The organism is Mesorhizobium sp. M1338 (assembly GCF_040318045.1).
Lineage (GTDB): Bacteria > Pseudomonadota > Alphaproteobacteria > Rhizobiales > Rhizobiaceae > Mesorhizobium.
This window is the reverse complement of sequence record NZ_JAMYLL010000022.1, coordinates 58,833-84,956: the sequence shown is the minus strand read 5'-3', so window position 1 is coordinate 84,956 and position 26,124 is coordinate 58,833. Positions and strand designations below refer to the sequence as shown.

Annotated in this window: 32 protein-coding genes and 1 tRNA gene; 27 read left to right on the top strand and 6 right to left on the bottom strand. The window is 61.7% G+C overall.

Annotated features, from left to right (window positions below; translation table 11 throughout):
* Window positions 1-139 precede the first annotated feature (139 nt).
* The 14 genes from NKH19_RS19790 to NKH19_RS19725 all read left to right on the top strand — a co-directional run bounded on the left by NKH19_RS19790 (window position 140) and on the right by NKH19_RS19725 (window position 10,742).
* Window positions 140-778 carry a hypothetical protein gene (locus NKH19_RS19790; RefSeq protein WP_352870523.1) on the top strand — a complete coding sequence of 213 codons (639 nt, stop codon included), beginning with the start codon at window positions 140-142 and terminating at the stop codon, window positions 776-778.
* Between the two features lie 164 nt (window positions 779-942).
* Window positions 943-1,422, top strand: a complete 480-nt coding sequence (nrdR, locus tag NKH19_RS19785) for a transcriptional regulator NrdR (RefSeq protein ID WP_256750776.1) — start codon at window positions 943-945, stop codon at window positions 1,420-1,422.
* Window positions 1,423-1,424: 2 nt separating this feature from the next.
* A complete protein-coding gene (gene ribD / locus NKH19_RS19780; protein WP_352870524.1) occupies window positions 1,425-2,540 on the top strand; it encodes a bifunctional diaminohydroxyphosphoribosylaminopyrimidine deaminase/5-amino-6-(5-phosphoribosylamino)uracil reductase RibD in 1,116 nt (371 codons plus the stop codon).
* On the top strand, window positions 2,540-3,157 hold the full coding sequence (locus NKH19_RS19775; protein WP_352870525.1) for a riboflavin synthase: 618 nt from the start codon (window positions 2,540-2,542) through the stop codon (window positions 3,155-3,157). The genes ribD and NKH19_RS19775 overlap by 1 nt, the downstream gene beginning before the upstream one ends.
* Before the next feature lie 81 nt (window positions 3,158-3,238).
* Window positions 3,239-3,532 carry a type II toxin-antitoxin system TacA family antitoxin gene (locus NKH19_RS19770; RefSeq protein ID WP_352870526.1) on the top strand — a complete coding sequence of 98 codons (294 nt, stop codon included), beginning with the start codon at window positions 3,239-3,241 and terminating at the stop codon, window positions 3,530-3,532.
* 24 nt (window positions 3,533-3,556) lie between these two features.
* Complete coding sequence (locus tag NKH19_RS19765) at window positions 3,557-4,045, top strand: GNAT family N-acetyltransferase (RefSeq protein WP_352982669.1); 489 nt, start codon at window positions 3,557-3,559, stop codon at window positions 4,043-4,045.
* Window positions 4,042-4,212, top strand: a complete 171-nt coding sequence (locus NKH19_RS19760; protein WP_502910985.1) for a hypothetical protein — start codon at window positions 4,042-4,044, stop codon at window positions 4,210-4,212. The genes NKH19_RS19765 and NKH19_RS19760 overlap by 4 nt, the downstream gene beginning before the upstream one ends.
* An 81-nt stretch (window positions 4,213-4,293) precedes the next feature.
* Window positions 4,294-4,788 (top strand): 6,7-dimethyl-8-ribityllumazine synthase, encoded by a 495-nt coding sequence (gene ribH, locus NKH19_RS19755; RefSeq protein WP_352870528.1) that lies wholly within the window; start codon window positions 4,294-4,296, stop codon window positions 4,786-4,788.
* Window positions 4,785-5,285, top strand: coding sequence for a transcription antitermination factor NusB (nusB, locus tag NKH19_RS19750; RefSeq protein ID WP_023798402.1), 501 nt, complete (start codon window positions 4,785-4,787; stop codon window positions 5,283-5,285). The genes ribH and nusB overlap by 4 nt, the downstream gene beginning before the upstream one ends.
* Window positions 5,282-6,508 (top strand): MFS transporter, encoded by a 1,227-nt coding sequence (locus tag NKH19_RS19745; RefSeq protein ID WP_352870529.1) that lies wholly within the window; start codon window positions 5,282-5,284, stop codon window positions 6,506-6,508. Before nusB ends, NKH19_RS19745 begins: the two co-directional genes overlap by 4 nt.
* A gap of 161 nt (window positions 6,509-6,669) precedes the next feature.
* On the top strand, window positions 6,670-7,581 hold the full coding sequence (gene osmF, locus NKH19_RS19740) for a glycine betaine ABC transporter substrate-binding protein OsmF (RefSeq protein WP_352870530.1): 912 nt from the start codon (window positions 6,670-6,672) through the stop codon (window positions 7,579-7,581).
* Between the two features lie 316 nt (window positions 7,582-7,897).
* Complete coding sequence (locus tag NKH19_RS19735) at window positions 7,898-9,061, top strand: ABC transporter permease (protein WP_352870531.1); 1,164 nt, start codon at window positions 7,898-7,900, stop codon at window positions 9,059-9,061.
* Entirely contained in the window at window positions 9,058-9,996 is a 939-nt protein-coding gene (locus NKH19_RS19730; RefSeq protein ID WP_352870532.1) for an ABC transporter ATP-binding protein, read from the top strand. The genes NKH19_RS19735 and NKH19_RS19730 overlap by 4 nt, the downstream gene beginning before the upstream one ends.
* Window positions 9,993-10,742 carry an ABC transporter permease gene (locus NKH19_RS19725; protein ID WP_352870533.1) on the top strand — a complete coding sequence of 250 codons (750 nt, stop codon included), beginning with the start codon at window positions 9,993-9,995 and terminating at the stop codon, window positions 10,740-10,742. The genes NKH19_RS19730 and NKH19_RS19725 overlap by 4 nt, the downstream gene beginning before the upstream one ends.
* A 6-nt stretch (window positions 10,743-10,748) precedes the next feature.
* On the opposite strand, the gene NKH19_RS19720 is transcribed toward NKH19_RS19725, so the two are convergent.
* Together NKH19_RS19720 and NKH19_RS19715 are read right to left on the bottom strand one after the other, a co-directional pair.
* The gene (locus tag NKH19_RS19720; RefSeq protein ID WP_352870534.1) at window positions 10,749-10,955 is read right to left on the bottom strand and encodes a type II toxin-antitoxin system HicA family toxin; all 207 of its coding nucleotides are present in this window, start codon (window positions 10,953-10,955) and stop codon (window positions 10,749-10,751) included.
* Window positions 10,952-11,155: a type II toxin-antitoxin system HicB family antitoxin gene (locus NKH19_RS19715; RefSeq protein ID WP_352870535.1), complete on the bottom strand. Its 204-nt coding sequence runs from the start codon at window positions 11,153-11,155 to the stop codon at window positions 10,952-10,954. Before NKH19_RS19715 ends, NKH19_RS19720 begins: the two co-directional genes overlap by 4 nt.
* Before the next feature lie 361 nt (window positions 11,156-11,516).
* Between NKH19_RS19715 and NKH19_RS19710 the strand changes: the two genes are divergently transcribed.
* Complete coding sequence (locus NKH19_RS19710) at window positions 11,517-13,658, top strand: sodium-translocating pyrophosphatase (protein ID WP_352870536.1); 2,142 nt, start codon at window positions 11,517-11,519, stop codon at window positions 13,656-13,658.
* A gap of 99 nt (window positions 13,659-13,757) precedes the next feature.
* Here the strand turns inward: NKH19_RS19710 and NKH19_RS19705 are convergent, their stop codons facing one another.
* A complete protein-coding gene (locus tag NKH19_RS19705) occupies window positions 13,758-14,273 on the bottom strand; it encodes an outer membrane protein assembly factor BamE (protein ID WP_352870537.1) in 516 nt (171 codons plus the stop codon).
* Between the two features lie 114 nt (window positions 14,274-14,387).
* Between NKH19_RS19705 and NKH19_RS19700 the strand changes: the two genes are divergently transcribed.
* The 12 genes from NKH19_RS19700 (at window position 14,388) to NKH19_RS19645 (ending at window position 23,027) form a co-directional block, all read left to right on the top strand.
* Window positions 14,388-14,936, top strand: a complete 549-nt coding sequence (locus tag NKH19_RS19700; protein WP_352870538.1) for a ubiquinol-cytochrome C chaperone family protein — start codon at window positions 14,388-14,390, stop codon at window positions 14,934-14,936.
* Complete coding sequence (locus NKH19_RS19695) at window positions 14,933-15,481, top strand: YceD family protein (RefSeq protein WP_352870539.1); 549 nt, start codon at window positions 14,933-14,935, stop codon at window positions 15,479-15,481. The genes NKH19_RS19700 and NKH19_RS19695 overlap by 4 nt, the downstream gene beginning before the upstream one ends.
* A gap of 114 nt (window positions 15,482-15,595) precedes the next feature.
* Entirely contained in the window at window positions 15,596-16,666 is a 1,071-nt protein-coding gene (gene plsX, locus NKH19_RS19690; protein ID WP_352870540.1) for a phosphate acyltransferase PlsX, read from the top strand.
* 9 nt (window positions 16,667-16,675) lie between these two features.
* Complete coding sequence (locus tag NKH19_RS19685) at window positions 16,676-17,647, top strand: beta-ketoacyl-ACP synthase III (RefSeq protein ID WP_352982664.1); 972 nt, start codon at window positions 16,676-16,678, stop codon at window positions 17,645-17,647.
* Between the two features lie 103 nt (window positions 17,648-17,750).
* Window positions 17,751-18,074, top strand: a complete 324-nt coding sequence (locus tag NKH19_RS19680) for an integration host factor subunit alpha (protein WP_023759885.1) — start codon at window positions 17,751-17,753, stop codon at window positions 18,072-18,074.
* A gap of 124 nt (window positions 18,075-18,198) precedes the next feature.
* Window positions 18,199-18,738, top strand: a complete 540-nt coding sequence (locus tag NKH19_RS19675; protein ID WP_352870542.1) for a MerR family transcriptional regulator — start codon at window positions 18,199-18,201, stop codon at window positions 18,736-18,738.
* Between the two features lie 92 nt (window positions 18,739-18,830).
* On the top strand, window positions 18,831-19,130 hold the full coding sequence (locus NKH19_RS19670) for a hypothetical protein (RefSeq protein ID WP_352870543.1): 300 nt from the start codon (window positions 18,831-18,833) through the stop codon (window positions 19,128-19,130).
* A gap of 237 nt (window positions 19,131-19,367) precedes the next feature.
* Complete coding sequence (locus NKH19_RS19665) at window positions 19,368-19,649, top strand: helix-turn-helix domain-containing protein (protein ID WP_352870544.1); 282 nt, start codon at window positions 19,368-19,370, stop codon at window positions 19,647-19,649.
* A gap of 164 nt (window positions 19,650-19,813) precedes the next feature.
* Window positions 19,814-20,275 carry a YbaK/EbsC family protein gene (locus NKH19_RS19660; RefSeq protein ID WP_352870545.1) on the top strand — a complete coding sequence of 154 codons (462 nt, stop codon included), beginning with the start codon at window positions 19,814-19,816 and terminating at the stop codon, window positions 20,273-20,275.
* 112 nt (window positions 20,276-20,387) lie between these two features.
* Window positions 20,388-21,347 (top strand): DNA adenine methylase, encoded by a 960-nt coding sequence (locus NKH19_RS19655; RefSeq protein WP_352870546.1) that lies wholly within the window; start codon window positions 20,388-20,390, stop codon window positions 21,345-21,347.
* Entirely contained in the window at window positions 21,344-21,877 is a 534-nt protein-coding gene (locus tag NKH19_RS19650; protein WP_352870547.1) for a hypothetical protein, read from the top strand. The genes NKH19_RS19655 and NKH19_RS19650 overlap by 4 nt, the downstream gene beginning before the upstream one ends.
* On the top strand, window positions 21,870-23,027 hold the full coding sequence (locus tag NKH19_RS19645) for a DGQHR domain-containing protein (RefSeq protein WP_352982661.1): 1,158 nt from the start codon (window positions 21,870-21,872) through the stop codon (window positions 23,025-23,027). The genes NKH19_RS19650 and NKH19_RS19645 overlap by 8 nt, the downstream gene beginning before the upstream one ends.
* A gap of 154 nt (window positions 23,028-23,181) precedes the next feature.
* Here NKH19_RS19645 and NKH19_RS19640 read toward each other — a convergent pair.
* The 3 genes from NKH19_RS19640 to NKH19_RS19630 form a co-directional block, all read right to left on the bottom strand.
* A tRNA-Pro gene (locus NKH19_RS19640) sits at window positions 23,182-23,258 on the bottom strand.
* A gap of 56 nt (window positions 23,259-23,314) precedes the next feature.
* A complete protein-coding gene (locus NKH19_RS19635; RefSeq protein ID WP_352870549.1) occupies window positions 23,315-24,583 on the bottom strand; it encodes an O-antigen ligase family protein in 1,269 nt (422 codons plus the stop codon).
* Window positions 24,580-26,115, bottom strand: a complete 1,536-nt coding sequence (locus tag NKH19_RS19630) for an undecaprenyl-phosphate glucose phosphotransferase (protein ID WP_352870550.1) — start codon at window positions 26,113-26,115, stop codon at window positions 24,580-24,582. Before NKH19_RS19630 ends, NKH19_RS19635 begins: the two co-directional genes overlap by 4 nt.
* Between the last annotated feature and the right edge of the window lie 9 nt (window positions 26,116-26,124).

Below are 26,124 nucleotides of genomic sequence, written 5' to 3'. Positions count from 1 at the left end.
GTCCACGGCCTTGGGGGGGGTGCTCCCCGAGGTTTCCCCCCTCTATCTAAATCTGGTTTCCCGTTTTTGTTTTTCTCTTGGTTTGGCCCCCCCGTGTGGGGCGGGGGCGCAAAGGCAGGTGCGTCCGACAGGAGCCTTGATGATACGAATTGTTCGTCTCGCCGACCTTGCCGTCGCTGGCGTTCTGACCGCCTTGATGGCCTTGCCGCTCTCCGCCATCGCCTTGGCGCAAACCGCACCCGCGCAACCCGCACGTCCTCAGGCCGCGCCCGCTTCGCCGGCCCAGGCGGCACCCAAGCTCGAAACCTTCGGCAGGTGGTCGACCCTGGTCGACGAGGTCGACACCGGTGAGGATCTCCGCAAGACCTGCGCGGCATCAACCGCCTTTGTCGGCGCTGGCGGCGAGAGCGGCACTCTGACACTCATCATCACGAACGGCGATGCACTGCCGCCGGATGCCTACCCATCCATAACCATCTCCGTCGACAACAAGGCCTTGCCGACCGGCAAGTCGGTCGCCGCCGCTTTCGGCGATGACAAGGGCCGCGTCGCCGCAAAGCTCCATTCCGATGGTGCCGTGAACGGCCGGCTCAGCTGGACCGTGGACAACCAGGCCAAGACCAGCCTGGCGCTCTTGCGCGTCATGCGGCGGGCATCGGCGCTTGACGTTTCCTTTGGCGACGCGCCGGTTGGAAGCATATCCATGGATGGCTTCACCAAGGCCTATCGCAGCCTCGGCGTTTCGTGCGGGTTCCCGACCGCCGACGTCGCTCCCTGACGACATCGGAACGCAGTCCGGCTGCTTGGCGAGGCTGGCAATCTTGCTCGCGCCTCGCTATCTCTCTGGCTGAAGGGCGAGGGCATGGTGCCGATACTTTGCCATCGCTGCAAAAACCTCTAAGCCTTTCGCTTCACCGGATTCGCCAACCAAAGGCATTCTCAATGCGCTGTCCCTATTGCCAGTCAGAAGATACGCAGGTGAAGGATTCGCGCCCCGCCGAGGATGGCGCGGCGATCCGCAGGCGGCGCGTCTGCCCCGATTGCGGCGGCCGTTTCACCACCTTCGAGCGCGTGCAGTTGCGCGACCTCGTGGTGGTCAAGAAATCGGGCCGCAAAGTGCCGTTCGACCGCGACAAGCTGCTGCGCTCGGTGGAGATCGCCGTGCGCAAGCGCAATGTCGATCCCGAGCGCATCGACCGCGCGGTGACCGGCATCGTGCGCCAGCTCGAAAGTTCCGGCGAGACGGAGGTTGCTTCGGGGGAAGTCGGCCGACTGGTCATGGAAGCGCTGAAGTCGCTCGACGATGTCGCCTATGTCCGCTTCGCCTCGGTCTACCGCAATTTTCGCGAGGCCAAGGATTTCCACGAATTGCTGGGCGAGCTCAAGGGAGACGAAGTCAAAGGCGAAGAGGACGCCAGCTAAGCATGACTGCAAGCGAACAGGCCGCCCTTGATCGCCGGTTCATGGCGGCGGCGCTCCGCCTTTCACGGAAGAATGCCGGGCGCACCTCGACCAACCCGTCAGTCGGCACGCTGATCGTGCGCGATGACGGCAACGGCCCGATGATCGTCGGCACCGGCGTCACCGCTGTCGGCGGCCGCCCGCATGCCGAGACCGAGGCCCTGGCCGAGGCCGGCGCGCTCGCGCGTGGTGCTACCGCCTATGTCACGCTGGAACCTTGCGCCCATCATGGCCGCACGCCGCCTTGCGCCAATGCGCTGGTCAATGCCGGCGTCGCGCGCGTTGTCGGTGCGGCCAGCGATCCCGATCCGCGCGTGTCCGGCAATGGCTACGCAATCCTGCGTGCCGCCGGTGTCGAGGTGGTCGAGAAGGTGTTGGCGGCGGAAGCGGCCGAGCAGATGGCCGGCTATTTGATCCGATCATTGAGAAAACGCCCAGAAGTGATTCTCAAGCTTGCGCTTTCCAGCGACGGCAAGATCGGCCGGGAAGGCGAGGGGCAGGTGTCGATCACCGGCGATATCGCGCGCCGCGAGGTGTATCTGATGCGGGCCGAGGCGGACGGCATACTGGTCGGCATCGGCACAGCCCTTGAGGACGATCCAGCCCTGACGGTACGCTTGCCGGGGCTGGAGAACCGCTCGCCGGCGCGCATCGTGCTCGACCGCCAGATCAGGTTGCCGGAGACCTCGAAGCTGGTTTCGGGCGTCGACCGGGTGCCGCTCTATGTCGCCGCTTCCCTGGAGGCCGATCCGCTGCGGCGCGCAGCACTCGAACGCGCCGGCGTGCGCTTCATCGGCACTGAAACACATGAGGGCGGCGTCGCGCTACCGGAACTGCTCGAGGATCTGGCCGCGCTCGGCTTGGCAAGCGTGCTGGTCGAGGGCGGCGCCAAGGTGGCCAGCGCCTTCCTCGCCGATGGGCTGGTCGACCGCATCGTGCTGTTCCAGGGGCCGGAAGCGATCGGCGATGACGGCATTGCATCGCCGATCGACGTTGACCATATCCCGGCAGGTTTTCGCAAGCTTCGCGACATGCGTTTCGGCGAGGACAGCTACGCCGAGTGGATAAGGGATATCTGATGTTTACCGGGATTGTCAGCGATGTCGGCACTGTCGCTTCCGTCAAGCCGCTCAGGGAAGGGGTGGGGTTGCGCATCGACACCGCCTATGACCCCGACACCATCGCCATCGGCGCCTCGATCTCCTGCGGCGGTGTCTGCCTGACGGTCACGGGCTTGCCCCACAGTGGCTCGAATGCACGCTGGTTCGAGGTCGAGGCCTGGGAAGAGGCGCTAAGGCTGACGACGGCGATGGGCTGGAAATCGGGCACGCGGATCAATCTGGAGCGGGCGCTGAAGATCGGCGACGAACTCGGCGGTCACATCGTTTCGGGCCATGTCGACGGCATGGCCGAGATCATCGAGCGTAAGGATGAAGGCGACGCCGTGCGCTTCACGCTTGAGGCGCCGCGCGACCTGGCGAAGTTCATTGCGCCCAAGGGCTCCGTCGCGCTCGACGGCACCTCGCTCACCGTCAACAAGGTGCAAGGCGTGCGCTTCGACGTGCTTCTGATCCACCACTCGCTGACCGTGACCACCTGGGGCGAGCGCAAGGTCGGCGACCGCGTCAATCTCGAGATCGACACCATGGCCCGCTACGCGGCGCGGCTTGTGGAGGCCGCGAAAGAGGGGCTTTGATGGCTACCGATTGTTACGTCACTTCCTCGCAGTCTTGAAATTACCGGCCATGGGCCGTACATTGTTGCCAGGAGAACGACGATGACCGCAGATCCACCACGCAGTCGTGTCCGTGGCGAGCGTCTGGAAACACGCGTCACGACCGACCAGAAGAACCTTATCGAACACGCTGCGGCACTTCAGGGCCGAACGGTGACGGATTTTGTCTTGACCAGCGTTCAGGAGGCTGCCCGCCGAGCCATTGAGGAGCATCAGCGCTTCGATCTGTCCGTGCGCGACAGCCGCGCGTTCGTGGATGCTCTTGTCAATCCGAGACCTGTGAACGATCGTCTGCACGATACAGTGCGTCGGTATCGTCAAGCCACTGGCACCTGAGGGGTGGGCTCGACTGAGGGGCCTTTGCGTGTTGAGGTGCTTGGCCCGCAGCAGGACAGAACCTCATTCGAGAGCGGCGCGGAACCACTCGATCGATATCTCAGGATTCAGGCCGGACAAGACGCTCGCAAGAACATTGCCGCGCCATTCGTACTGGTTCTACCGGATGGAACCATCGCCGGCTACTACACGCTCTCTTCGACTGCCGTGAATGTTGGCGATTGGCCTGCCCAGACCGTTCGCAAGCTCCCCCGTTACCCGCTCATTCCGGCCACGTTGCTAGGGCGCCTTGCCGTTGATCGGCGATATCGGGGACAAGGCTACGGCCGCTATCTCCTGGCCGACGCCCTTTCCCGTTGCGTAAGGAGCGAGATTGCCTCGTTTGCCGTTATTGTCGATGCCAAGGACGAAGATGCACGCCGCTTTTACCAACGCGAGAGTTTTCTACCGTTCCCAGAACAGCAAATGAAGCTCTTCCGGCCGATGGCCGATATCGCAGAGCTGTTCAAATGAGGAAGGATTTGATGGACAGGAGGAATTCCAAAGACGAAGAGCGGCTGACGCGGGATGCATTGGCCGATGTAGATGCCGGCCGTGTTGTGGATCATGAAGCCGTTCTCGCCTGGGCTGAAAGCCTTGGTGCTGACTGCCAGGTTCCCGCACCTTGCCCAAAGAGGTAGGCACGACACGCCTCCCGCAATCTTCCGCTTGCGGTCAACCCGGCTTCGGCCTAAGTCACCGGCAACCCCCCGGAGACTTTTATGGCTGGCACATCCCAACACGGCAAAGCGTTTATCCGTCCGAAGAAGAAAGCCCGCGTTCTGATCATCGAAGCGCGCTTCCACGACGGCCTTGCCGACGCGTTGCTCGATGGCGCGACGAGCGCGCTCGATGAAGCGGGTGCGACTTACGACGTCGTCACCGTTCCAGGTTCGCTCGAGATTCCCGCGGTGATTACCTTCGCGCTGGACGGCGCGACTGAAGGCGGTCCAAATTATGACGGCTTCGTTGCGCTTGGCACCGTCATCCGCGGCGACACCTATCATTTCGACATTGTCGCCAATGAATCCAGCCGCGCACTCATGGACCTGAGCGTGCAGGACTCGGTCTGCATCGGCAACGGCATCCTCACCACCGAGAACGACGCACAGGCGTGGACGCGGGCCAAGCGCTCGGAGGGCGACAAGGGTGGCTTTGCCGCGCGTGCGGCGCTGACCATGATCGCCCTCAAAGAACAACTAGGAGCGCGATCGTGAGCGAACCCGCTTCGCCCGGCCAGCCCGCGGTGCGCCACGCCAACAAGCGCGGTGCTGCCCGTCTGGCCGCCGTGCAGGCGCTTTATCAGATGGATGTGGCCGGCAGCGGCGTCTTCGAGATCACCGCCGAATACGAGGCCTTTCGCCTTGGCAAGGAAGTCGACGGCGCGCTCTACCGCGAGGCCGATGCGCAATGGTTTCGCGCCATTCTGGCGGGTGTCGTCGAAAACCAGAAGACCATCGATCCCATCATCCGCCAGGCGCTGACCGAGGACTGGCCGCTGTCGCGGCTCGATTCGACGCTGCGCGCCATCCTGCGTGCCGGCGTCTACGAGTTGATGAAGCGCGAGGATGTTCCCGTTGCCGTCATCGTCTCCGAATATGTCGACATCGCCAAGGCCTTCTACGAGGAAGACGAGCCGAAGCTGGTTAATGCCGTGCTCGACCGTGTGTCACGCCGTGTGCGTGGCGAGGGGCGCGGCAAGGACGCATCATGACGGCAATTGCCGTCGAGGCAGGCAAGGAGGCGCGTCGCACCGCGCTGATCCTCGCCGCCTCGCAGGCGATCATCGGCTCGGCGGCCCCTATCGCCATCTCCATGGGCGCGCTGGCCGGGCAATATCTGCTTGGTCCCGACAAATCGCTGGCGACGGCACCGATCACCGGCTTCAACATCGGCGTGGCGCTCGGCGCGCTGCCCGCAGCGGCCATCATCCGCGGCATGGGCCAGCGCGGCGGCTTTACGATCGGCACGATCGTCACGGCGCTTGGCGGCCTGATCGCCACGCTGGCACTTTTTCAAGGCAGCTTCTGGCTGTTTGCCTTTGGCTTGCTCACGATCGGGGTCGGTGGCGCTTTCGTCCAGCAATTCCGCTTCGCCGCCGCAGACAACGCGCCGCCGGAGTTCAAGGCGCGCGCCATCTCCTTCGTGCTGGCCGGCGGCATCGTCACCGCCATCCTCGGGCCGCAGATCGTCATCTTCACCCGCGAATTGTTGGCGCCGGTGATGTTTGCCGGTGCATTCATTTCCATCCTGCCGCTGGCTGCGGTCGGTGCCATCATCCTGTCGTTCCTGCGGCTGCCGACGAAGACATCCGGTAAGGTGGCGATCACCGACAGCGACGCCAGACCATTGGCCGAAATCGTCACGCAGCCGCGTTTCGTCGCCGCGCTTTTCTGCGCGGTCGGCAGCTACGCGCTGATGAGCTTCGTCATGACCGGCGCACCGCTGGCCATGGTCGGCTGCGGCCTGTCGGAGACCGACGCGACACTCGGGATCTCCTGGCACGTCATGGCGATGTTCGCGCCGAGTTTCTTCACCGGCTCGCTGATCCATCGCTTCGGCGCGGAGCGCATCGTGGCGACCGGCCTGATCCTGCTCATCGGCTGCGCCATTGTCGCTCTGTCAGGCCTGGCGCTGTGGCAATTCTGGACGTCGCTGATCCTGCTCGGCCTTGGCTGGAATTTTGGCTTCATCGGCGCCACGGCGATGGTGTCGGCCAGCTACCGGCCGTCGGAAAAGGGCAAGGTGCAAGGCTTCCACGACTTCGTGCTGTTCGGCTCCGTCGCCTGCGCTTCGCTGATGTCGGGGATGGTTTACAACGCCTGGGGTTGGGAAATGCTGAACTGGGTGATATTCCCGGTCACCGTTCTGTGCTTCGTGGCGCTCGGTGCGCTCAAGCTGACGGGCTTGCGCAAGCCAGTGCTTGATCGCGCTTGACCTGACACGATGCTGTCAGGATGACTTCGGTCGAAGCCCCGGCCGCCGAACAAAATTATTGCGCTGATCCCCATTCTTATGAAACCGTATGCCCCGACGGGCCGTCGAAGCCATGCTCATATGCGGCCACCGCATTCCGGTTCACAGCAAGGGATTTCACAATGTTCTCAGTCAAGCTTCTGGCCGGCGCGGCATTGGCGCTCGGCGTAACAGTGGCTTCCGCCAGTGCCCAGGTGGTTGTCTCCTCGAAGATCGACACCGAGGGCGGCGTGCTCGGCAACATCATCCAGCTGGTGCTCAACGCCAACAACATCAAGACATCAGACCGCATCCAGCTCGGCGGCACGCCGGTGGTGCGCAAGGCGATCATCGCTGGTGAGATCGATATCTATCCCGAATACACCGGCAACGCTGCCTTCTTCTTCGAGAAGGCCGACGACCCGGTTTGGAAAGATGCCGCCAAGGCCTATGAGACGGCCAAGAAGCTCGACTACGACGCCAACAAGATCGTCTGGCTGTCGCCGTCGCCCGCCAACAACACTTGGGCGATCGCGCTGCGCAAGGAAGTCGCCGAGACCAACAAGCTCGCCACGCTTTCAGACTTCGGCAAATATGTCGCGGGCGGCGGCCAGGTGGTGCTGGCGGCTTCCGCCGAGTTCGTCAATTCGGCGGCCGCACTTCCAGCGTTCCAGACCACCTATGGCTTCACATTGAAGCCGGACCAGTTGATCACGCTCTCCGGCGGCGACACCGCGGCGACCATCGCCGCCGCCGCCAACCAGACCAGCGGCGCCAACGCAGCCATGGTCTACGGCACCGATGGCGGCATCGCGCCGTCCGGGCTTGTCGTGCTCGACGATGACAAGGGCGTACAACCGGTCTACCAGCCGGCGCCGATCATCCGAGAAGCGGTGCTGAAGGAACATCCCCAGATCGAGACGCTGCTGAAGCCTGTCTTCGCCAAGCTCGACCTCGTCACGCTGCAGGAGCTGAACGGGCGCGTGCAAGTCGGCGGCGAGCCGGTCAAGGGCGTCGCCGAAGACTTCCTGAAGAAGAACGGGTTTTTGAAGTAGTCAGCGCGTAGCTCATCGTGACATTGGTGCGAGGCACCCCCCTCTGGAAGCTGCTGATCTCCCTCCTTGCGGGGGAGATGTCCGGCAGGACAGAGGGGGGTGCTGTCCCGCCGACCTCTCAACCCGTCACAAGTGCGTGCCTCGACAGAGTTGCTTCCGAACAAGCCGACGCTCGAAAGTTGGCGATCCTTCACACCCCCCTCTGGCCTGCCGGCCATCTCCCCCGCAAGGGGGGAGATTGGATATCGCGTCGGTTTTCGCCAATCCCCAAAGAAAGCTGCGCGACGTGGCAAATCGCCCGTCATGAGGGGCAACCATGACCGTTCGCTTCGACAAGCTCGGCGTGGTCATTGCCGCGATATCAGCCTACGCGGCTTTTGCCGCGCCCTTTGCCACGTTCCGCGCCAACCGCATCGTCCCCGGCGAGGCGCGCTCAATTCTCGAGGCGTTGCCGGCAACGACCGGGACGCTGCTGCTCGCCATCATTGTCGCCGCGGGACTTGTTGCGCTGTTCAAGACACTGCTCGTGTTGCGCCTTGCCGCCAGCGCGGTGACGCTTGCCGCGCTCGTGCTGCTGATCGGCGTTGCCGGCACATTTCTCACGCCGGCGGGCAACACCTTTGCAAGAATTTCGCCGGCCTCCGGTTTCTGGATTCTTATCTTTGCTTTCACGCTTTTGCTCGCCGACGTGCTGACACGGCTGACCCTGTCGCCTTGGGCGAGGGTAGGCGCGCTCGTGGTCGCGGCTTTGGCGATCGGGCTGCTGTTGATTTCGGGAAGCTGGGACAATCTGTCGATCCTCAAGGAATACACCAACCGTGCCGACAGTTTCTGGGCCGAAGGCTCCAAGCACGTGACGCTGGCGCTCGGTTCACTGCTTGCCGCGGTGATCGTCGGTCTGCCGCTCGGCATCCTCTGCCATCGCGTCGAAAGGCTGCGCGCCGGCGTGCTCAACGTGCTCAACATCATCCAGACCATTCCCTCGATCGCGCTGTTCGGCCTGCTGATCGCGCCGCTCGGCTGGGTTGCCACGCATGTGCCGGGAGCTGCCGCGCTCGGCATTCGCGGCATCGGCACGGCGCCCGCCTTCGTCGCGCTGTTCCTTTACTCGCTGCTGCCGGTTGTGGCCAACACCGTGGTCGGTCTCGCTGGCGTGCCGCGGGCCGCCAACGACGCGGCGCGCGGTATGGGCATGACCGACCGACAGCGCCTGTTCGGCGTCGAGTTTCCGCTGGCTTTTCCTGTCATCCTCACCGGCATCCGTATCGTTCTGGTGCAGAACATCGGCCTCGCCACCATTGCCGCGCTCATCGGCGGCGGCGGTTTTGGCGTGTTCGTCTTCCAGGGCGTCGGCCAGACGGCGATGGACCTTGTGTTGCTCGGCGCCGTGCCGACGGTGGCACTGGCCTTCGCCGCCGCCATCATCCTCGACGCGGTGATCGAAATGACTGCCACCAAGCGCAGGGTTGAAACGGCATGATCGAGATCGAAGGCATTACCAAGCGCTATGACGCGACGACGGTGGTCGATGATGTCTCGATGGTCATCGAGCCTCGCACCATCGCCGTTATCGTCGGCACCTCCGGTTCCGGCAAGACGACGCTGCTGCGCATGATCAACCGGCTGGTCGAGCCGACCTCGGGCATCATCAAGCTCGACGGCGCCGACAATCGTTCGCTGCCCGGCTACGAACTGCGCCGCAGCATCGGCTACGCCATCCAGGGCCACGGCTTGTTTCCGCATCGCACGGTGGCGCAGAACATTGCCACCGTGCCGGTGCTGCTCGGCTGGGACAAGGACCGCATCAAGGCCCGCGTCGACGAACTGATGACACTTTACCAGCTCGATCCCGAAGCCTTCGGACCGCGCTACCCGCACGAACTGTCCGGCGGTCAGCAGCAGCGCGTCGGCGTTGCCCGCGCGCTCGCCGCCGAGCCCAACGTGCTGTTGATGGACGAGCCGTTCGGCGCGCTCGATCCGATCATCCGCACCAAGGCGCAGGAAGATCTGCTGGCGATCCAGCAGCGCTTCGGCACCACCATCATCCTCGTTACCCACGACATGGAAGAGGCCGTGCATATGGGCGACAAGATCGCCGTGATGGATGCCGGCAAGCTTGTGCAATACGCCAAGCCCGCCGAGATCCTGGCGAAGCCGGCAAGCGCCTTCGTCGAAACCCTGGTCGGCGCCAGCGAGAGGCCATTCCGGTTGCTTTCGCTCGGCCGCGTGCGCGACGTCGTGGAGAAGGGCACCGCCGAAGGCGAAGCGATCCCCGGCGATGCCAGCCAGCGCGATGCACTGGCTGAATTGTTGTGGTCGGGCCGGCCGGCGCTGCCGGTCACAGGCGCCGACGGCAAGCCGCTTGGCCGCGTCACGGTCGACGGTCTGGTGAAACGCGCGGCGAGGCCGGCATGAAGGCCTGGCTTCCATCGCTGCTCAGGCTTGCCTTGGTGATGCTGCTCGTTGCCTTCGTCACCAATCCCGGCTGGTTCGAGCCGCTGCTGAAGCCGCTGACAGAGAACAATTCGCCGGTGATCTACAACCAGGGCAGCCTGCTGACCCTGACATTGCTGCATTTGCGCACTGTCCTGATCGCCACCGTGGCCGCGACCATCGTCGCTGTGGCGCTTGCCATCCTGGTCACCAGGCCGGCCGGCGCCGAGTTCCTGCCGCTGTCGCGCAGCCTGGTCAATATCGGCCAGACCTTTCCGCCTGTGGCGGTCCTGGCACTCGCCGTGCCGGCTGTCGGCTTTGGCGAGAAGCCGACGCTGATCGCGCTGTTTCTCTACGGGCTGCTGCCGATCTTCGAAAATGCACTGACCGGCCTGACGACGCTGCCGGCCAATGTGGTCGAGGCGGCGCGCGGCGCCGGCATGACCGGCTGGCAAAGGCTCACCAAGGTCGAGCTGCCGCTCAGCGCCCCGATTATCCTGGGCGGCATCAGGCTGTCGGTGGTGATCAGCCTCGCCACGGCCACCATCGGCTCGACGGTGGCCGCCAGGACGCTCGGCGAAGTGATCATCGCCGGGCTCTTGTCCAACAACCTCGCCTTCGTCCTGCAGGGCGGACTGATCGTGGCGGCCCTTGCCGTGCTGATCTATGACGGCCTGTCGACGATCGAGCGCTACACGGCGCGCCGCATGGGCCGGGAGACCGAGTAATCGAGTTCAGATTTCATCTTCGCCAACTTCCGCCACCTTTAGAAGATGGCGCAAGAGGCCAGTCTTGAGCGGCTTATTTGCATGTATCGGAATCGAGAGACGTACAACGCTTCCCTGCTTTCCGTAGATATGATGGCTTCCGGCGACGCGCAGGAGCTCCCAACCGCGTCGCTCGACTACCCGCGAGAGTTCCTTGCCGGAGATGGACTTCAAACAGCGACTTCCACGATCCTGCCGGGTTTCGAAGTCGACGACGACGGAAGGTCGACTGAAAGACAGCCCTCGATGGCTTCGCGCAGATTTGCCAACAGCTCGTCCAGGGTTTCTCCCTGCGTCGCGCACCCTGGAATGGCGGGGACTTCGGCCCAGAATCCACCCTCTTCGGCTTCGTGGACAATAGCTTTGAATTTCATCGATCAACTCCTGTCTTGGTCCAGAAGATATGCTCGCGATGAGCATTTGCAAAGCAGGGGATCGTGCGGCCTTACTCCGCGGCGTGGGTTTGGATCAGCCCGAGCGTCCTTCCTTGTCGCCGGCAACCAGACGAAATCGTCCTCATTCAATCGATCTAATTCAACAACGACGCCGATGGGAATGCCGCCGCTTTCCACTTTTAGGCGAAAGCCGGGCAAAAACCGAACAATATCTTGACGTTCGCAGCCCTGTTTCGCATACACCGCTGCGAGGAGGCGGATTCCGTGCTCGGAATCCGGTCTTTGTCTCAACGGCCCAGGGAGGGGTTCTTTTGGGCCATCAATCGAGGAAAATCCGGCAATGACAATTATTTCCGCCGTCATCGCCTGCGGCCTGCTTTCAATCCTTTACGCCATCTGGGCGACACGTTCGGTCCTCGCGGCCGATCAGGGCAATGCACGCATGCAGGAAATCTCCGCGGCCATCCGCGAAGGCGCACAAGCCTATTTGGCGCGTCAGTACACCACCATCGCCATCGTTGGCGTCGTCGTCCTCGTGCTCGCCTGGTGGTTGCTGTCCATCACCGCCGCGGTCGGCTTCCTGATCGGCGCGGTGCTTTCGGGCTCCGCCGGCTTCATCGGCATGCATGTCTCCGTTCGCGCCAACGTTCGCACGGCGCAGGCCGCATCAAACAGCCTCGCTGCCGGCCTCGACATCGCTTTCAAGTCGGGCGCCATCACCGGCATGCTGGTTGCTGGCCTGGCCTTGCTCGGCGTGTCGATCTACTACCTTGTCCTGACCCACTTCTTGGGCCTTCAGCCCAATGACCGCATCGTCATCGATTCGCTGGTCTCGCTCGGCTTCGGCGCATCGCTGATCTCGATCTTCGCCCGTCTCGGCGGCGGTATCTTCACCAAGGGCGCCGACGTCGGCGGCGATCTCGTCGGCAAGGTCGAAGCCGGTATCCCGGAAGATGATCCGCGCAACCCGGCCACCATCGCCGACAATGTCGGCGACAATGTCGGCGACTGCGCCGGCATGGCCGCCGACCTGTTCGAAACCTATGCGGTGACGGTCGTCGCCACCATGGTTCTCGCTGCCATCTTCTTCGGCGGCACCGCCGTTCTCGGCGCGGCGATGCTCTATCCGCTCGCCATTTGCGGCGCCTGCATCCTGACCTCGATCGTCGGCACCTTCTTCGTCAAGCTCGGCTCGAACGGCTCGATCATGGGCGCGCTCTACAAGGGCCTGATCGTCACCGGCCTGTTGTCCGTCGTCGGTCTCGGCGTCGCTACCTCCGTATGTCTTGGCTGGGGCGAGATCGGCACCGTTTCCGGCATGGTCATCACCGGCAAGAACCTGTTCTTCTGCGGCCTGATCGGCCTCGTGGTGACCGGTCTCATCGTCGTGATCACCGAGTACTACACCGGCACCAACAAGCGCCCGGTGAACTCCATCGCCCAGGCGTCGGTCACCGGTCACGGCACCAACGTCATCCAGGGCCTTGCGGTCTCACTGGAATCGACGGCACTTCCGGCGATCGTCATCGTCGGCGGCATCATCTCGACCTATCAGCTCGCCGGCCTCTTCGGCACGGCGATCGCGGTCACGACGATGCTCGGCCTTGCCGGCATGATCGTTGCGCTCGACGCCTTCGGCCCGGTCACCGACAATGCCGGCGGTATCGCCGAAATGGCCGGCCTGCCCAAGGAAGTGCGCCACTCCACCGACGCGCTCGACGCGGTCGGCAACACCACCAAGGCGGTGACCAAGGGCTACGCCATCGGTTCGGCCGGCCTCGGCGCACTGGTGCTGTTTGCCGCCTACTCGAACGACCTGAAGTTCTTTGCCGCCAATGGCGACAAATATCCCTACTTCCAAGGCATGGGCGAGATCTCCTTCGATCTCTCCAACCCCTACGTCGTCGCCGGCCTGATCTTCGGCGGCCTGATCCCGTATCTGTTCGGCGGCATCGCCATGACGGCCGTCGGCCGCGCGGCCGGCGCCATCGTCGAGGAGGTGCGCAAGCAGTTCCGCGAGGATCCGGGCATCATGGCCGGTACCTCCAAGCCGAACTACGCCCGCGCGGTCGATCTGCTGACCAAGGCGGCGATCCGGGAAATGATCATCCCGTCTCTGCTGCCGGTGCTGGCGCCGCTCGTCGTCTACTTCGGCGTGCTGCTGATCTCGGGCTCGAAGGCATCCGCCTTTGCAGCGCTGGGCGCCTCGCTGCTCGGCGTCATCGTCAACGGCCTGTTCGTCGCCATCTCGATGACTTCGGGTGGTGGCGCCTGGGACAACGCCAAGAAGTCCTTCGAGGACGGCTTCGTCGACAAGGACGGCGTCAAGCACCTCAAGGGTTCCGAAGCGCACAAGGCTTCGGTGACCGGCGACACGGTCGGCGATCCCTACAAGGACACCGCCGGCCCGGCCGTCAACCCGGCGATCAAGATCACCAACATTGTCGCGCTCTTGCTGCTGGCCGTGCTCGCGCACGGCTGATCGAGGAGCATTGGTCGAATAAAACCCGCGGGATCGCTCCCGCGGGTTTTTTGGTCGACTGAGATGATGCTGCCCTCCTCGAGGGAAGGCGGTCTGAGATCAGGGAGTGCCGCCGCCGGGAATGCCGGGGGCCAGCTTGCTGGCGCCGTTGATGATCTGGCTGAGGAAGTTCTGATCCTTGCCGCCGGTCGGGGTGGTGCGCGAGACGAAGTCGAACATCTTGCCGTCCTTCAGCCCGTAATTGGCGATCTGGGTGACGCGCCCGTCCGCGCCGAAATAGACCGCCAGCACCTTCTGGTCGATGAGCCTCGGCTTGTCGAAGGCGACGTAGCGCTTGCGCGTCTGCGAAATGTAGTAGAACGCCTCATTGTCGAAGGTCGCCGTCGTCGACGGCGTGCCGAGCGCCAGCAGCACCTGCTCGCGGCTGGAGCCGACGGGCACCGAATCGATTGCCTGCTGGTCGATGACGTACCCTTGCGTCAGCGTCTCGCTCGGGCTGAGGTCACCGATCATCTTGTTGGTGTGGCAGGCGGATAGCGCCGAAATGATAACCAGCAGCGAGATCGCGCCGGCGGGCCTGGACGAGAAGGTCGACTTGAAATTCAGCGCGCGCAACAACAACTCCATTAGCTGGCCGCAACTTGCGCTGGGCCGCGAAACCGGTAAACCAGCTTGCTTGCCGATGCAACAAGGCCACTTCAACAAACGGTCCCCAGGAGACCATCCCCAATGTTCCAGCGCTTTTTTGGCCGCGAACGCCACGCCAACCGCGCTATCACCGAGGCGCTTTACGCACAAATCGTGGCGGCGGCGCGGCAGACCGTGTTTTATTCCCATTGGAATGTGCCAGACACGCCGCTTGGCCGTTTCGAGATGCTGTCGCTGCACATGTTCCTGTTCCAGCACCGGTTGCGTGGTGAGGACGGCGTGGCGCAAGAGGTTGCTCAAGTGCTGATCGACGAGTTCTTCCTCGACGTCGATCATTCGCTGCGGGAATTGGGCGTTGGCGATGTCGGCGTACCCAAACGCATGAAAAAGTTGGCAAGGATGTTTTATGGACGAACCGCCGCCTATGATGATGCGCTGGAAAGAAATGACCGCGAAGGGCTCACCGCGGCCCTTGCCCGCAATGTCCGGCCCGACGCCGGCGCCTGGCCGGAAGCGTCGCTGCTGGCCGCGTATGTCACCGACGCTTGCAATCAACTGGCCGCGCAACCATCCGAATCGATTGTTGCCGGCGCGCTGGCGTTTCCCGTCCCAAGGGAGGTTGAACAATGAAGCACGTTGACCCGCAAAGCCCGGTATCCTTCCGCGCAAACGTCACTCGCGTGCCGCAGAAGGGTCTGCCGGTGGTTATCGAGGCCGATGCCGCGCAGCGCGCGGCGCTGGCCGAGGAGCACGGGCTGATTTCGGTCGAATCCTATCGCGCCGAGCTTCTGGTGGCGTCATGGAAACGCAATGGCGTGAAGATCAGCGGTCGCGTCGAAGCAAACATCACCCAAGCCTGTATCGTCACGCTCGAGCCTGTCGAAGCGCATATCGACGAACCGGTCGAAGCGCTGTTGCTGCCCGAGGACTCCAAGCTTGGACGGCAGGGTTTCGATGGTGGCGGCGAGATACTGCTCGACGCGGAAGGCCCTGACAGTCCCGAAACATTTTCCGGTGACACGATCGATGTCGGGGCACTTGCCGAACAGTACTTCGGACTGGCCATCGACCCCTATCCGCGCAAGCAGGGCGCCTCGCTGAATGCCGGCACCGAGACCGAACCAGCGGAGAATGAATTTCAGCAGAAACTGCGATCCTTGCTGGGAAAATCCTGAAAAGCTCGCCCGCGACGGAAAAGTCGGTTGTGCGGCAGCCCAAAACCGTTATTTTCGCCGAACCTTCGCGGTCGCTGAAGCGACCTGCCCGCATAACCGTGAGATAAATACCGCGTGATCAGGATTTCCATCGATGCCATGGGCGGCGATCACGGACCAGCCGTGGTCATTCCGGCGCTCATGACGGTCGCGACCCGCCGTCCCGACATCCGCTTCGTCATCTACGGCCGTGAGGAGGTCGTGCGCCCGGAACTCGCCAAATTTCCGAAGCTCGCCGAGATCAGCGAGTTCTTCCATTGCGAGGTAGCGGTCAGGATGGACGACAAGCCGAGCCAGGCGCTGCGCCATGGCCGCTGGAAGTCGTCGATGTGGAAGGCGGTGGAAGCGGTCAAGGCCGGCACGGCGGACGCCTGCATTTCCGCCGGCAACACCGGCGCGCTGATGGCGATGTCGAAATTCTGCCTGCGCACCATGGCCACCATCGATCGCCCGGCGATCGCGGCGCTGTGGCCGACATTGCGCGGCGAAAGCGTGGTGCTGGACGTTGGCGCCACGATCGGCGCCGATGCGCACCAACTGATCGACTTTGCCATTCTGGGCACCGGCATGGCGCGCTCGGTCTTCGGCGTCGCCAGGCCGAGCGTCGGCCTGCTCAATGTCGGAGTCGAGGAGATCAAGGGCCAGGAAGAGGTCAAGGAGGCCGGGCGCATGCTGCGCGAAGCCAACATGGCCTCGATGAACTATCACGGTTTCGTCGAAGGCGACGACATCGGCAAGGGCGTGGTCGACGTTGTCGTCACCGAGGGCTTTGCCGGCAACATCGCGCTGAAGACGGCGGAAGGCACGGTGCGCCAGATCGGTGGCTATCTGCGCGCGGCGATGAGCCGGACGCTGATGGCCAGGATCGGCTACATCTTCGCCAAGGGCGCCTTCGATCGCCTGCGCGAAAAGATGGATGTCGGCCGCTCCAATGGCGGCGTCTTCCTGGGACTGAACGGCATCGTGGTGAAAAGCCATGGAGGTGCCGATTCGGACGGCTTCGCCGCGGCGATCGAGCTTGGTTATGATATGGTGCGCAACAATCTGCTCGACCGCATCGAGGCCGACCTCGACCTGTTCCATGCGCGCAACCCGCATGCCCAGGCAAACAGGAAATCCGACGTCGTTACCGACGCAAAGGAATAGGAAAGAACTTTGATCAGATCAGTCGTGCGCGGCACAGGCGCCGCGCTGCCCCGCCGAATCATGAAGAATGCCGATTTTGAAGGCATGGTCGAGACCTCCGACGAGTGGATCGCCCAGCGCACCGGTATTCGCCAGCGCCATATCGCCGGGGATGACGAGACGACGGCTTCGCTCGGTGAGGCGGCGGCGCGCGCAGCACTTGCCGATGCGGGTCTCACGCCCGCCGACCTCGATCTGATCGTGCTGGCGACCTCCACGCCCAACAACACATTCCCGGCCACCGCCGTCGAGATCCAGAACCGGCTCGGCATGCATCACGGGTTTGCCTTCGACCTGCAGGCGGTCTGCTCGGGCTTCGTCTACGCCGTGGCCACGGCCGACCTCTACATCCGCGGCGGCCTGGCCAAGCGCGTCCTGGTCATCGGCTCGGAAACATTCTCGCGCATCCTCGACTGGAGCGACCGCTCGACCTGCGTGCTGTTTGGCGATGGCGCCGGTGCCGTGGTCATGGAAGCCGGCGAGGGGACTGGCACGATCGCCGACCGTGGCGTCCTGGCGGCCAGCCTGCGCTCCGACGGAGCGCACAAGGACAAGCTTTTCGTCGACGGCGGGCCATCGACCACGGGCACCGTCGGCCACCTCCGAATGGAGGGCCGCGAAGTCTTCAAGCATGCGGTGGGCATGATCACCGATGTCATCGAAGCGACGTTCTCGCAAGCCGGCATATCAGCCGATGATCTCGACTGGTTCGTGCCGCACCAGGCCAATAAACGAATTATTGACGCTTCCGCCAAGAAACTCGGGATAGCTGAGCAAAAGGTGGTGGTTACGGTCGATTTACACGGTAACACCTCGGCGGCTTCCGTGCCGTTGGCACTTTCGGTGGCCGTCGCCGACGGCCGCATCAAGAAGGGCGATCTCGTGCTTCTGGAGGCCATGGGTGGCGGCTTCACCTGGGGCGCGGTCCTGGTTCGCTGGTAAGTGCCAAACGGTCCGGTTTCGGTCCTTGACCTTGCCGGATCAATTACTTAGGCTCTGCCGTTGTTGTGCCGAATTTTATGTTTTGAGCTGATGGGACGGTCGGATGGGGGGAAAGACACTTACGCGCGCCGACCTTGCCGAGGCGGTTTACCGGAAGGTCGGCCTGTCGCGCACTGAATCGGCCGAACTCGTCGAAGCGGTGCTGGACGAAATCTGCGAAGCGATCGTCCGTGGCGAAACGGTGAAGCTGTCGTCCTTCGCGACATTCCACGTCCGCTCCAAGAACGAGCGCATCGGCCGCAACCCCAAGACCGGTGAAGAAGTGCCGATCCTGCCGCGCCGGGTGATGACCTTCAAGTCGTCGAATGTCCTGAAGAACCGTATCTTGCGCTCCCACCAAAGCGGCAAGGCCAAAAGCGGCAAGTGACCATTGCGCGGTTGAAAACCGCCGCCGCCATGACGTCGGGCTTGAATATTGCTTCATAAACCGCTGAAATAAGACCCGATTCGGCAGGGTAAGCCGGATCATCGTCCAGCGTGAGGATTCGCCCATGGACAAGAGCCCGGACGCCTTTCGTACCATCAGCGAGGTCGCTGAAGATCTCGATTTGCCGCAGCATGTGCTGCGCTTCTGGGAAACGCGTTTCACCCAGATCAAGCCGATGAAGCGCGGCGGCGGCCGTCGTTACTACAGGCCGCAGGATGTCGAGCTGATCAAGGGCATCCGCCACATGCTCTACGACCAGGGCTACACCATCAAGGGCGTGCAGAAGCTGTTGCGCGAGAACGGAAATCATTTCCTGGTCGCCATCGGCAATGGTGACATGGCCGCCGTCGAGGCGATCTCGCAGCGAAAGCAGGCCGATCAAGTGCCGTTGACGCCCGCGGCCCAGCCGCGCGGCATGGACGACGAACTGGTTGGCCAGCCGCGCGTCAAACCCAGTCGCCGCTTTTTCGGCTTGGGCAAGAGCGACGAGGACGGTCCGGTGCAGCCGGACGCGTCGAAACTCTCGCGCGACAATCGTGCGCTGCTCCAGGAGGCGCTGTTCGACCTCCTGGAATGCAAGCGTCTGCTCGACCAGGTGCGCTGACCGCTGCCCGAAGCGACATCGATATTTCAAAAACCGGAACCCGTCTTCCGGTAAGGCGTTACCTTTCCTTCTGCACGTGAAGGAAACACATCATGGCATCATTTTCGACCCTCTCGGACATCGATCTCGACAGGCAGGTCGCGGCTCTCACCAGGGAATTGGCCAGCCTGAAGAAGGCCGTGGCCAGGCGAGGCGGCGATTACTACGAAGATGGTCGCGATGCCGCGCTCGATACCTATTCCGATCTTGCGGGGCGTCTGCGCGATGCCATGCCGGCGATCCGCAAACAGGGCAGGGTGATCGAGAAGTCGGCCCGCGACCATCCGGCGGCGGCCGCGGTCGGCCTTGTGGTGATCGGTCTCGTTGCCAGCCTGCTGTTCAGCCGGCGCTGAGGCGTAGGCCCGGTCATTCGGATGCATCCCTGACGAAACCACTGAGCAAAAAGGTGCTCGGGTGTTCAAAAGAACTTGATGGAGCCGATCTGCGTGAGACGGCCTCACAGGCGCCTGGTTCACGATCCCGTGACGGTCGGTTTGGCTCTTGGCAAATCGCCGGCGAGCGGGCATGTTCCCGATCGTCTCAGGCAGCACTCCACATTTGATCAAACTCTTTCAGTCATGGAGTTGCCAATGCCCCATAATGCAAAAAGCGAAGCCCTCTCCGAACCGGCAGCCAACGGGAACGGGCCTGACCACAGCACCCTCAGAGCGATGCGGGAGACCCGCGGCTACAGCGTGGAAAAGCTTTCCCTGACATGCGGTCTGGCGGTCGACGAGATTGAGGATATCGAGAACGGCAGGGTGACCGATCCGTCGAAGCTGCGTCGTATTGTGTCCGCGCTTCGACTTCCGCAGGAGGCCCTGATCACCCCGGCCGTGCCGACGCCGGCGCAAGGTCGACCCCTGACATAGATCAGCCCTCAGGCATGCCCGACAACCCGCCAAGGCATCCTTGGCGGGTTTGTTTTTGTCGGGTGCCGCCGTCTCCCTGCCTCGGCCTGGGGCTTGCCGATTTGTGTGTCGCGCGTGTTTATACGCGATGCCGTCCATCAAGTTTTGAACCATGGGTTTTGACGATGAGCCTGGAATCCGTTCGTGCCTTCTTCGCCGCTCACGCACCTGGCATCGATGTCATCGTCACCGAAGCGAGCTCGGCGACGGTGACCCTGGCGGCTGAGGCGCATGGCGTCCTGCCGGCACAGATCGCCAAAACGATCTGCCTGCGCGTCGGCGACCGCACCATGCTGGTGGTGACCAGCGGCATCGCCAGGCTGGACAACCGCAAATTCAAGGACCAGTTCGGCGGCAAGCCGCGCATGCTCGACGCCGCGGAAGTTGTCGAGGCGACGAGCCACCCGGTCGGCGGCGTCTGCCCGTTCGGCCTCCCGGCGCCGCTGCCGGTCTATTGCGATGTATCGCTGCGGGAGTTCGAAGAGGTGGTGCCGGCGGCAGGCGCCACCAACGCCGCCGTGCGGATTGTACCGCAGCGCTTGGTAGAGATTACCGGCGCTGAGTGGGTGGATGTCTGTCAGGGGTAGCAGGGAGACTGCATAGGTTCGACGGTAGGCGGCGCGATTTAATCTCGTCGCGATCCGAGATTCCCTGTTCTTGTCCGAGTGGCTGGATTGGGGTCGGCGACCCCTTTGACCGGTGGTCAAATATTCAGGCGCTCTCTCGATCGGCACGCTTGAAATAAAAAAGCTGCACTCGCGCCCAGATCATCTGAATGTAACTGTAGAAACGCTTGACTGTCGAAGATCACAAGATAATGGTCTCGCCATGGGGGATCTGGCGAAGTCAAAACCATTTTTGAAGTGGGCGGGCGGTAAGCGATGGCTTGCGGACCACCCGCTATTTAACATTCCAAACTACCCTGGTCGGTACCTTGAGCCCTTCCTCGGTGGGGGGGCAATTTATTTTAGCCATTGCCCAGCCAACGCGATCTTATCAGACCTCAATTCTCGGCTAATTGAAGTCTATCGCGCCATACAGTCAGACTGGAGTGGAGTATGGGCCGCGCTTCAGCGCCACCAGCAAAAACACTCGAAAGACTACTATTACTTTCAACGAGATCACAATGAGAGCGATCCGATTTTAAATGCATCGCGATTCTTGTATCTGAATCGCGCTTGTTGGAATGGGCTCTATAGAGAAAATCTCGCCGGGCGGTTCAATGTCCCAATCGGGACAAAATCACAGATCATATTCGAAAATGACAATTTCGAATTAGCAAGCTCGCTCTTAAGCGGTGCGAGCATTCGATGCTGTGATTTCGAGGAAACTGTCGATCGAGCTGACAATGGTGATTTTCTTTTTGTGGATCCGCCCTACACCGTTGCACACAACACCAACGGGTTCGTGAAGTACAATGAAAAAATCTTTTCGTGGGATGATCAGCTAAGGCTGAAAAGTGCCATCCAACGCGCGATACATCGAGGTGTTTATGTCGCCCTCACGAACGCCGATCATCCTTCTATTAGATCGTTGTACGAAGGGGTCATGGAATCGCTGCCAATTCACCGAGCGAGCGTCATTTCGGGTTCGAACAAAGGGCGCGTAAGCACAAGCGAGTTGCTGATGACCTCTTTTGACGCCATGGGAGTAGCATGATGGGCATTCCATCGTGGGTTAAGTTTGCCGCGCTACACTCAAAGGATGCATTCTCAGAGCTTGGCTTCCTCGCCGTATTCGCGCTAATGCCTGTATGGCTAACCACAATGTTAAAAATGCTCGAAGGAAAAAGTATTTTTGTCCAACTCGGATCGTATCTCTATTCCGGAGAGGCATTGCTTATATCGGCGGTAACAATTGGTCCTCTATTCTACTTGATAACTAGAGAGTATGACAAAAGGGATGACGGGTTCAGTCGATCGTTCCCATGGAGAAACCTACTATCTATCACAACATTCGCCATATGTTTAATATCAGCTTGCATCATCGGAAGACAGGCGGTTCCTTTCAGTTTTGCAATAATATCCAAAGATATTCTTTGGTATATGTCCTTGGTGGTTACGCTATGTTCGATTGCCATCTGGCTCTCTGTTACGCTAATCCGCAACTCTCTTGAATCAGGTGCGGCCGGCGTTATGCGGCTCGACACTGAGGATTTTGTCAAACAATTTGGTAAAACTCATGGTTGAAGGCTTGGACGCTCATGTCGATACCAAGGTGTTGGAAAAGCGGTTCAAGGCAGTGTGCGTCCGACAGCCGATTGGTGACATATACGTTGCGAGCATCGACCAAGCTTCCATCCAAAGGATGACCTATTTTGATGTCAGGCGCCGTCTGCAGTCCGAGCGCGACGTCGAAAAATACTTGGGTATTCAAAGGCCGCTGAACGAGAGGCGGGTTCAGGAACTCAACGAGTACGTAAATTTCTTGGATGCGACTTTCCCCTCGTCAATCATAATATCTGTAGCAAGCGACTTTGCTTGGTACGACGAAAAAACGTCGGAGATCGTTTTTTCCAATACGAGGAGGGGTGATACTAAGCCGAGTACGATCTTTTCAAATTTATGTCGAGTTATTGACGGTCAGCATCGTATCGCTGGCCTTGAGACTTCTAAGCAGAAGAATTTCGACGTGATCGCTTCGATTTTTATCGGAAGCGACATCGCGGACCAAGCCTATGTTTTTGCCACGGTGAACTTGGAACAAACAAAGGTCAATCGCAGTCTTGCAATTGATTTGTTTGACTTGGCAAAGGCTAGGAGCCCGTACAAAACATGCCACAACGTCGCCGTGGCGCTAGATCGAACTGACGGCAGTCCCTTCAAAGATCGAATTAAACGCTTGGGGGTCGCAACGGAAGGCCGTGTTGGGACAGAAACGATAACCCAAGCCACGTTCGTTGATGGGCTCCTTCGCTATATCAGCGACGACCCGAAAGTTGATCGGGATGCCCTTCTGCGGAATCAGAAACTGCAGCGTCCCAGTGCTAAGGAATTGGATAGGTTGGTATTTCGCAACCTTTTTTTGGACGACAACGATATTTCAATCGGGAAAATCTACGAGCAATATTTCCTCGCCGTACAGGAGCGCTGGCCGCTTGCGTGGGGCGCCTTGGTGTTGGAAACATATTGCCTCGGACGAACGGATATAGAGCCTTGGCCTCCATATTCGGAAAGATTTATCGCCAAATCACCGCGCCTGGCCAGTTTGCGCCATCGAGCGCATTTGGGCGGTATTTCAACATGGTTCCTGTGGATTGGGACTATTTCAATACCGACAATTTTAAACCCGGCTCGAGCGGAGAAAGCCAGCTGCGCGCATTCTTCCTCGAGCACATGAATCTGTATTAAAGGTCCGCCTTCCTAGCCGCGCGTCTTATCCATACGCTCGGCCGGTCACGCTGGTAACAAGAGCCGTTGCCATTGGCGCTACCCAATTCGAAATTAGCAGGCAGAAAGTATAAAGCCCTCGGGGGTAAGGCTTTGCTTTGAAATGGTCGGAGTGGCCGGATTCGAACCGACGACCCCTTGACCCCCAGTCAAGTGCGCTACCGGGCTGCGCTACACTCCGGACCGGTCGCGATGTATCGTGATAACCCCGCTCGGGTCAACCGAATTCGGCGACTTTTATCCCACTGCGATTGCGGGTGCGGATGAGCGCTGCGAGGCAGGCCGCAACAGCCGCTGGTGCCTATACTCCAGTGCAATCGCGCCCCAGATCAGTCCGAGCAGCAGGTAGACGTGGCGCCAGTGGTCGATGTCGATGAAGGTGCCGAGCCCGACATTGCCGATGAAGGCGACATAGGCGCACAACAGATAGGGCTGCCACGGCCGGTCGCGGAGCAGGATGCGGAAGCCGGCTGCTATCGTCCAGGCGACGAGCGCGAGGAACGACACGAAGCCGAGCCAGCCATAGTCCATCAGCATCTTCAGCCAGATGTCGTGGGTGTCTTCGCCGAATATCGTGCCGAACACCAGCGGGCCGATGCCGAACGGATGCTCCATCGCCATCTGGAAGCCGATAGCGTAGCGGGCGAAGCGTCCCAGGCGGGCGGTGTCGTAGCTCTGCTCGAGATGGGCACGGTTGGAGAACATCTCCGACACGCCGGGCAGCTGCAGGATGACGATCATGGCGACGACCAGCAGCGCCAGCGCGGCGATCGTCATCACCACCACGCGTAGCCGGAACATGCCGCTGGCGCTCTGCAGGAACAGGCAGCCGGTGAGCAGGACAGCCGAGACGGCGAACATGCCCCAGGCGCCGCGCGAGAAGGAGAAGAAGATGCCGGCGGTGATGATCAGCAGCGGCACCGCCAGCAGCGGCATGCGCGAGACAGGCCCGGTCAGGAGCAGGTAGAGCAGATAGATGCCGGGCAGCACCAGGAACGGGCCGAACACGTTCGGGTCCTGGAAGGCGCCAGCGGCACGGTCGTATTTGGTGAACATCTCCGCGCCCGGAAAGGCGTGGAAATAGCCTGCAATGCCAAGCAGCGAGGTCGCCACGGCAGAAGCCACGTAGGCAATGAAGATCAATCGGTAGAGGCTCGGCCGCACAGCGGTGATCGATGCGAAGAACACCGCGCTGAAGGCGAGAAACAGCGATACGGCGAGATAGAGCGGCGTATTGGCGAGGTCCGCCATCTGCGTCATGGAGATCATGCCGCCGATGTTCATCGTCACCAGCAGCACCAGAAGTGGCGTGGCCGCGCGGGAAATCCTCAAGCCGAAAAGCGCCCAGATGGCGATCAGCCCGGCCATGTAGAGTTCATAGGGCGCCGGCTCGCTGATGACGAAGCCGGACAGCAGAATGCCGAGGAAGACCGCGCATGAGGAAATCAGCGCGATCAGCTTGGCGTTGACCGCCGCGCGCGGCAAATCATGGCTGATCGCGCTCAATAGGCGTTTTCCGTGTTGAGCAGCCGGATCGGCGTCAGGAACAGGATGCGCAAGTCGAACAGCAGCGACCAGTTCTCGATGTAGTAGAGGTCGTACTCCGTCCGCATGCGGATCTTCTCGTTGGTGTCCATCTCGCCGCGCCAGCCATTGATCTGCGCCCAGCCGGTGACGCCGGGCTTGACCTTGTGGCGTGCGAAATAGCCGTCGACCACCTCGTTGTAGAGCAGGTTGTGTGACTGCGCGGCGATGGCATGCGGGCGCGGGCCGACCAGCGACAGCGAACCCAGCAGCGAGTTGAAGAACTGCGGCAGCTCGTCGATCGAGGTCTTGCGGATGAAGCGGCCGACGCGGGTGACGCGCGGGTCGTTCTTGGTCACCGTCTGCTTGGCGGTCGGGTCGGCCTTGTCCGTATACATCGAACGGAACTTGTAGACCTCGATGGTCTCGTTGTTGAAGCCGTGCCGCTTCTGATGGAACAGCACCGGCCCCTTGCTGTCGAGCTTGATGGCGATGGCGGTCGCCAGCATCACCGGCGAGAACACGACGATGCCGATGAGGCTGAAGACGATGTCGAAGGCGCGCTTGGCGACCGAATCCCAGTCGTTGATCGGCTTGTCGAAGATATCGAGCATCGGCACCGAGCCGATGTAGGAATAGGCGCGCGGGCGAAACTGCAGTGCGTTGGAATGCGCCGACAGCCGGATGTCGACCGGCAGCACCCACAGTTTTTTCAGTAACTGCAACACACGCGATTCGGCCGTCAGCGGCAGCGACACGATCAGCATGTCGATGCGGGCGATGCGTGCGAACTCGATCAGTTCCGAAATGGTGCCGAGCTTGGGATAGCCGGCGACGATGGGCGGCGAGCGCTTGTCGCCGCGATCGTCGAAGATGCCGCAGATGCGGATGTCGTTGTACGGCTGCTTTTCGACGGAGCGGATGAGGATTTCCGCCGCCTTGCCGCCGCCGACGATGACGGCGCGCCGCTCCATGCGGCCATCGCGCGCCCAGCGCCGGATCAGCTTCGACATCACCAGCCTGAGGCCGAAGATGAGAACGAAACCGATGACGAACCAGGTGCCGAACAGAAGGCGCGAATAGTCCTGCGACATCTTCATGGCGAACGCGGTCAACGCCATCAGCGCGAAGGCACCAGCCCAGGCCAGCAGCACGCGGCCGAAATTGGCGATGGGCCGCATCAGGGCGACGATCTGGTAACAGTCGGTGACGTCGAGCAGCACCACGGCAAGGAACGACGCGGCGGCGATCGTCAGCGGATACTGCCAGGCGAGATAGTTGAAGAACCCGACATAATGGAAATAGACGGCGAGCCCGGACAGCAGCAGCAAGCCGAATTCGACCATGCGCAGGACGCCGCTGACCATGATCGGCGACATGGTATCGCGCCTGTACTGCGTGGCGACCTGGCGGGCGACATCGTTCATGCCGCTTGGCATGTCGCCATCGGCCGGGCCGTCGAATTTACGCACCGCCTCTGCTGAAAAGCGGCGCGCTGGGTCGATCTCGTTCATGGGGGCTTT

What these genes read in the sequence shown, in the direction of transcription:
- NKH19_RS19790 (WP_352870523.1), top strand. Translation starts at nt 140, where the DNA reads ATGATACGAATTGTTCGTCTCGCCGACCTTGCCGTCGCTGGCGTTCTG.
- NKH19_RS19725 (WP_352870533.1), top strand. Translation starts at nt 9,993, where the DNA reads ATGAAGGCCTGGCTTCCATCGCTGCTCAGGCTTGCCTTGGTGATGCTG.
- NKH19_RS19710 (WP_352870536.1), top strand. Translation starts at nt 11,517, where the DNA reads ATGACAATTATTTCCGCCGTCATCGCCTGCGGCCTGCTTTCAATCCTT.
- ribH (WP_352870528.1), top strand. Translation starts at nt 4,294, where the DNA reads ATGGCTGGCACATCCCAACACGGCAAAGCGTTTATCCGTCCGAAGAAG.
- NKH19_RS19735 (WP_352870531.1), top strand. Translation starts at nt 7,898, where the DNA reads ATGACCGTTCGCTTCGACAAGCTCGGCGTGGTCATTGCCGCGATATCA.
- NKH19_RS19650 (WP_352870547.1), top strand. Translation starts at nt 21,344, where the DNA reads ATGATGGGCATTCCATCGTGGGTTAAGTTTGCCGCGCTACACTCAAAG.
- NKH19_RS19645 (WP_352982661.1), top strand. Translation starts at nt 21,870, where the DNA reads ATGGTTGAAGGCTTGGACGCTCATGTCGATACCAAGGTGTTGGAAAAG.
- NKH19_RS19680 (WP_023759885.1), top strand. Translation starts at nt 17,751, where the DNA reads ATGGGGGGAAAGACACTTACGCGCGCCGACCTTGCCGAGGCGGTTTAC.
- ribD (WP_352870524.1), top strand. Translation starts at nt 1,425, where the DNA reads ATGACTGCAAGCGAACAGGCCGCCCTTGATCGCCGGTTCATGGCGGCG.
- NKH19_RS19745 (WP_352870529.1), top strand. Translation starts at nt 5,282, where the DNA reads ATGACGGCAATTGCCGTCGAGGCAGGCAAGGAGGCGCGTCGCACCGCG.
- NKH19_RS19665 (WP_352870544.1), top strand. Translation starts at nt 19,368, where the DNA reads ATGCCCCATAATGCAAAAAGCGAAGCCCTCTCCGAACCGGCAGCCAAC.
- osmF (WP_352870530.1), top strand. Translation starts at nt 6,670, where the DNA reads ATGTTCTCAGTCAAGCTTCTGGCCGGCGCGGCATTGGCGCTCGGCGTA.
- NKH19_RS19730 (WP_352870532.1), top strand. Translation starts at nt 9,058, where the DNA reads ATGATCGAGATCGAAGGCATTACCAAGCGCTATGACGCGACGACGGTG.
- nrdR (WP_256750776.1), top strand. Translation starts at nt 943, where the DNA reads ATGCGCTGTCCCTATTGCCAGTCAGAAGATACGCAGGTGAAGGATTCG.
- NKH19_RS19715 (WP_352870535.1), bottom strand. Translation starts at nt 11,155, where the DNA reads ATGAAATTCAAAGCTATTGTCCACGAAGCCGAAGAGGGTGGATTCTGG.
- NKH19_RS19775 (WP_352870525.1), top strand. Translation starts at nt 2,540, where the DNA reads ATGTTTACCGGGATTGTCAGCGATGTCGGCACTGTCGCTTCCGTCAAG.
- NKH19_RS19675 (WP_352870542.1), top strand. Translation starts at nt 18,199, where the DNA reads ATGGACAAGAGCCCGGACGCCTTTCGTACCATCAGCGAGGTCGCTGAA.
- NKH19_RS19670 (WP_352870543.1), top strand. Translation starts at nt 18,831, where the DNA reads ATGGCATCATTTTCGACCCTCTCGGACATCGATCTCGACAGGCAGGTC.
- NKH19_RS19770 (WP_352870526.1), top strand. Translation starts at nt 3,239, where the DNA reads ATGACCGCAGATCCACCACGCAGTCGTGTCCGTGGCGAGCGTCTGGAA.
- NKH19_RS19760 (WP_502910985.1), top strand. Translation starts at nt 4,042, where the DNA reads ATGAGGAAGGATTTGATGGACAGGAGGAATTCCAAAGACGAAGAGCGG.
- NKH19_RS19630 (WP_352870550.1), bottom strand. Translation starts at nt 26,115, where the DNA reads ATGAACGAGATCGACCCAGCGCGCCGCTTTTCAGCAGAGGCGGTGCGT.
- NKH19_RS19660 (WP_352870545.1), top strand. Translation starts at nt 19,814, where the DNA reads ATGAGCCTGGAATCCGTTCGTGCCTTCTTCGCCGCTCACGCACCTGGC.
- NKH19_RS19700 (WP_352870538.1), top strand. Translation starts at nt 14,388, where the DNA reads ATGTTCCAGCGCTTTTTTGGCCGCGAACGCCACGCCAACCGCGCTATC.
- NKH19_RS19695 (WP_352870539.1), top strand. Translation starts at nt 14,933, where the DNA reads ATGAAGCACGTTGACCCGCAAAGCCCGGTATCCTTCCGCGCAAACGTC.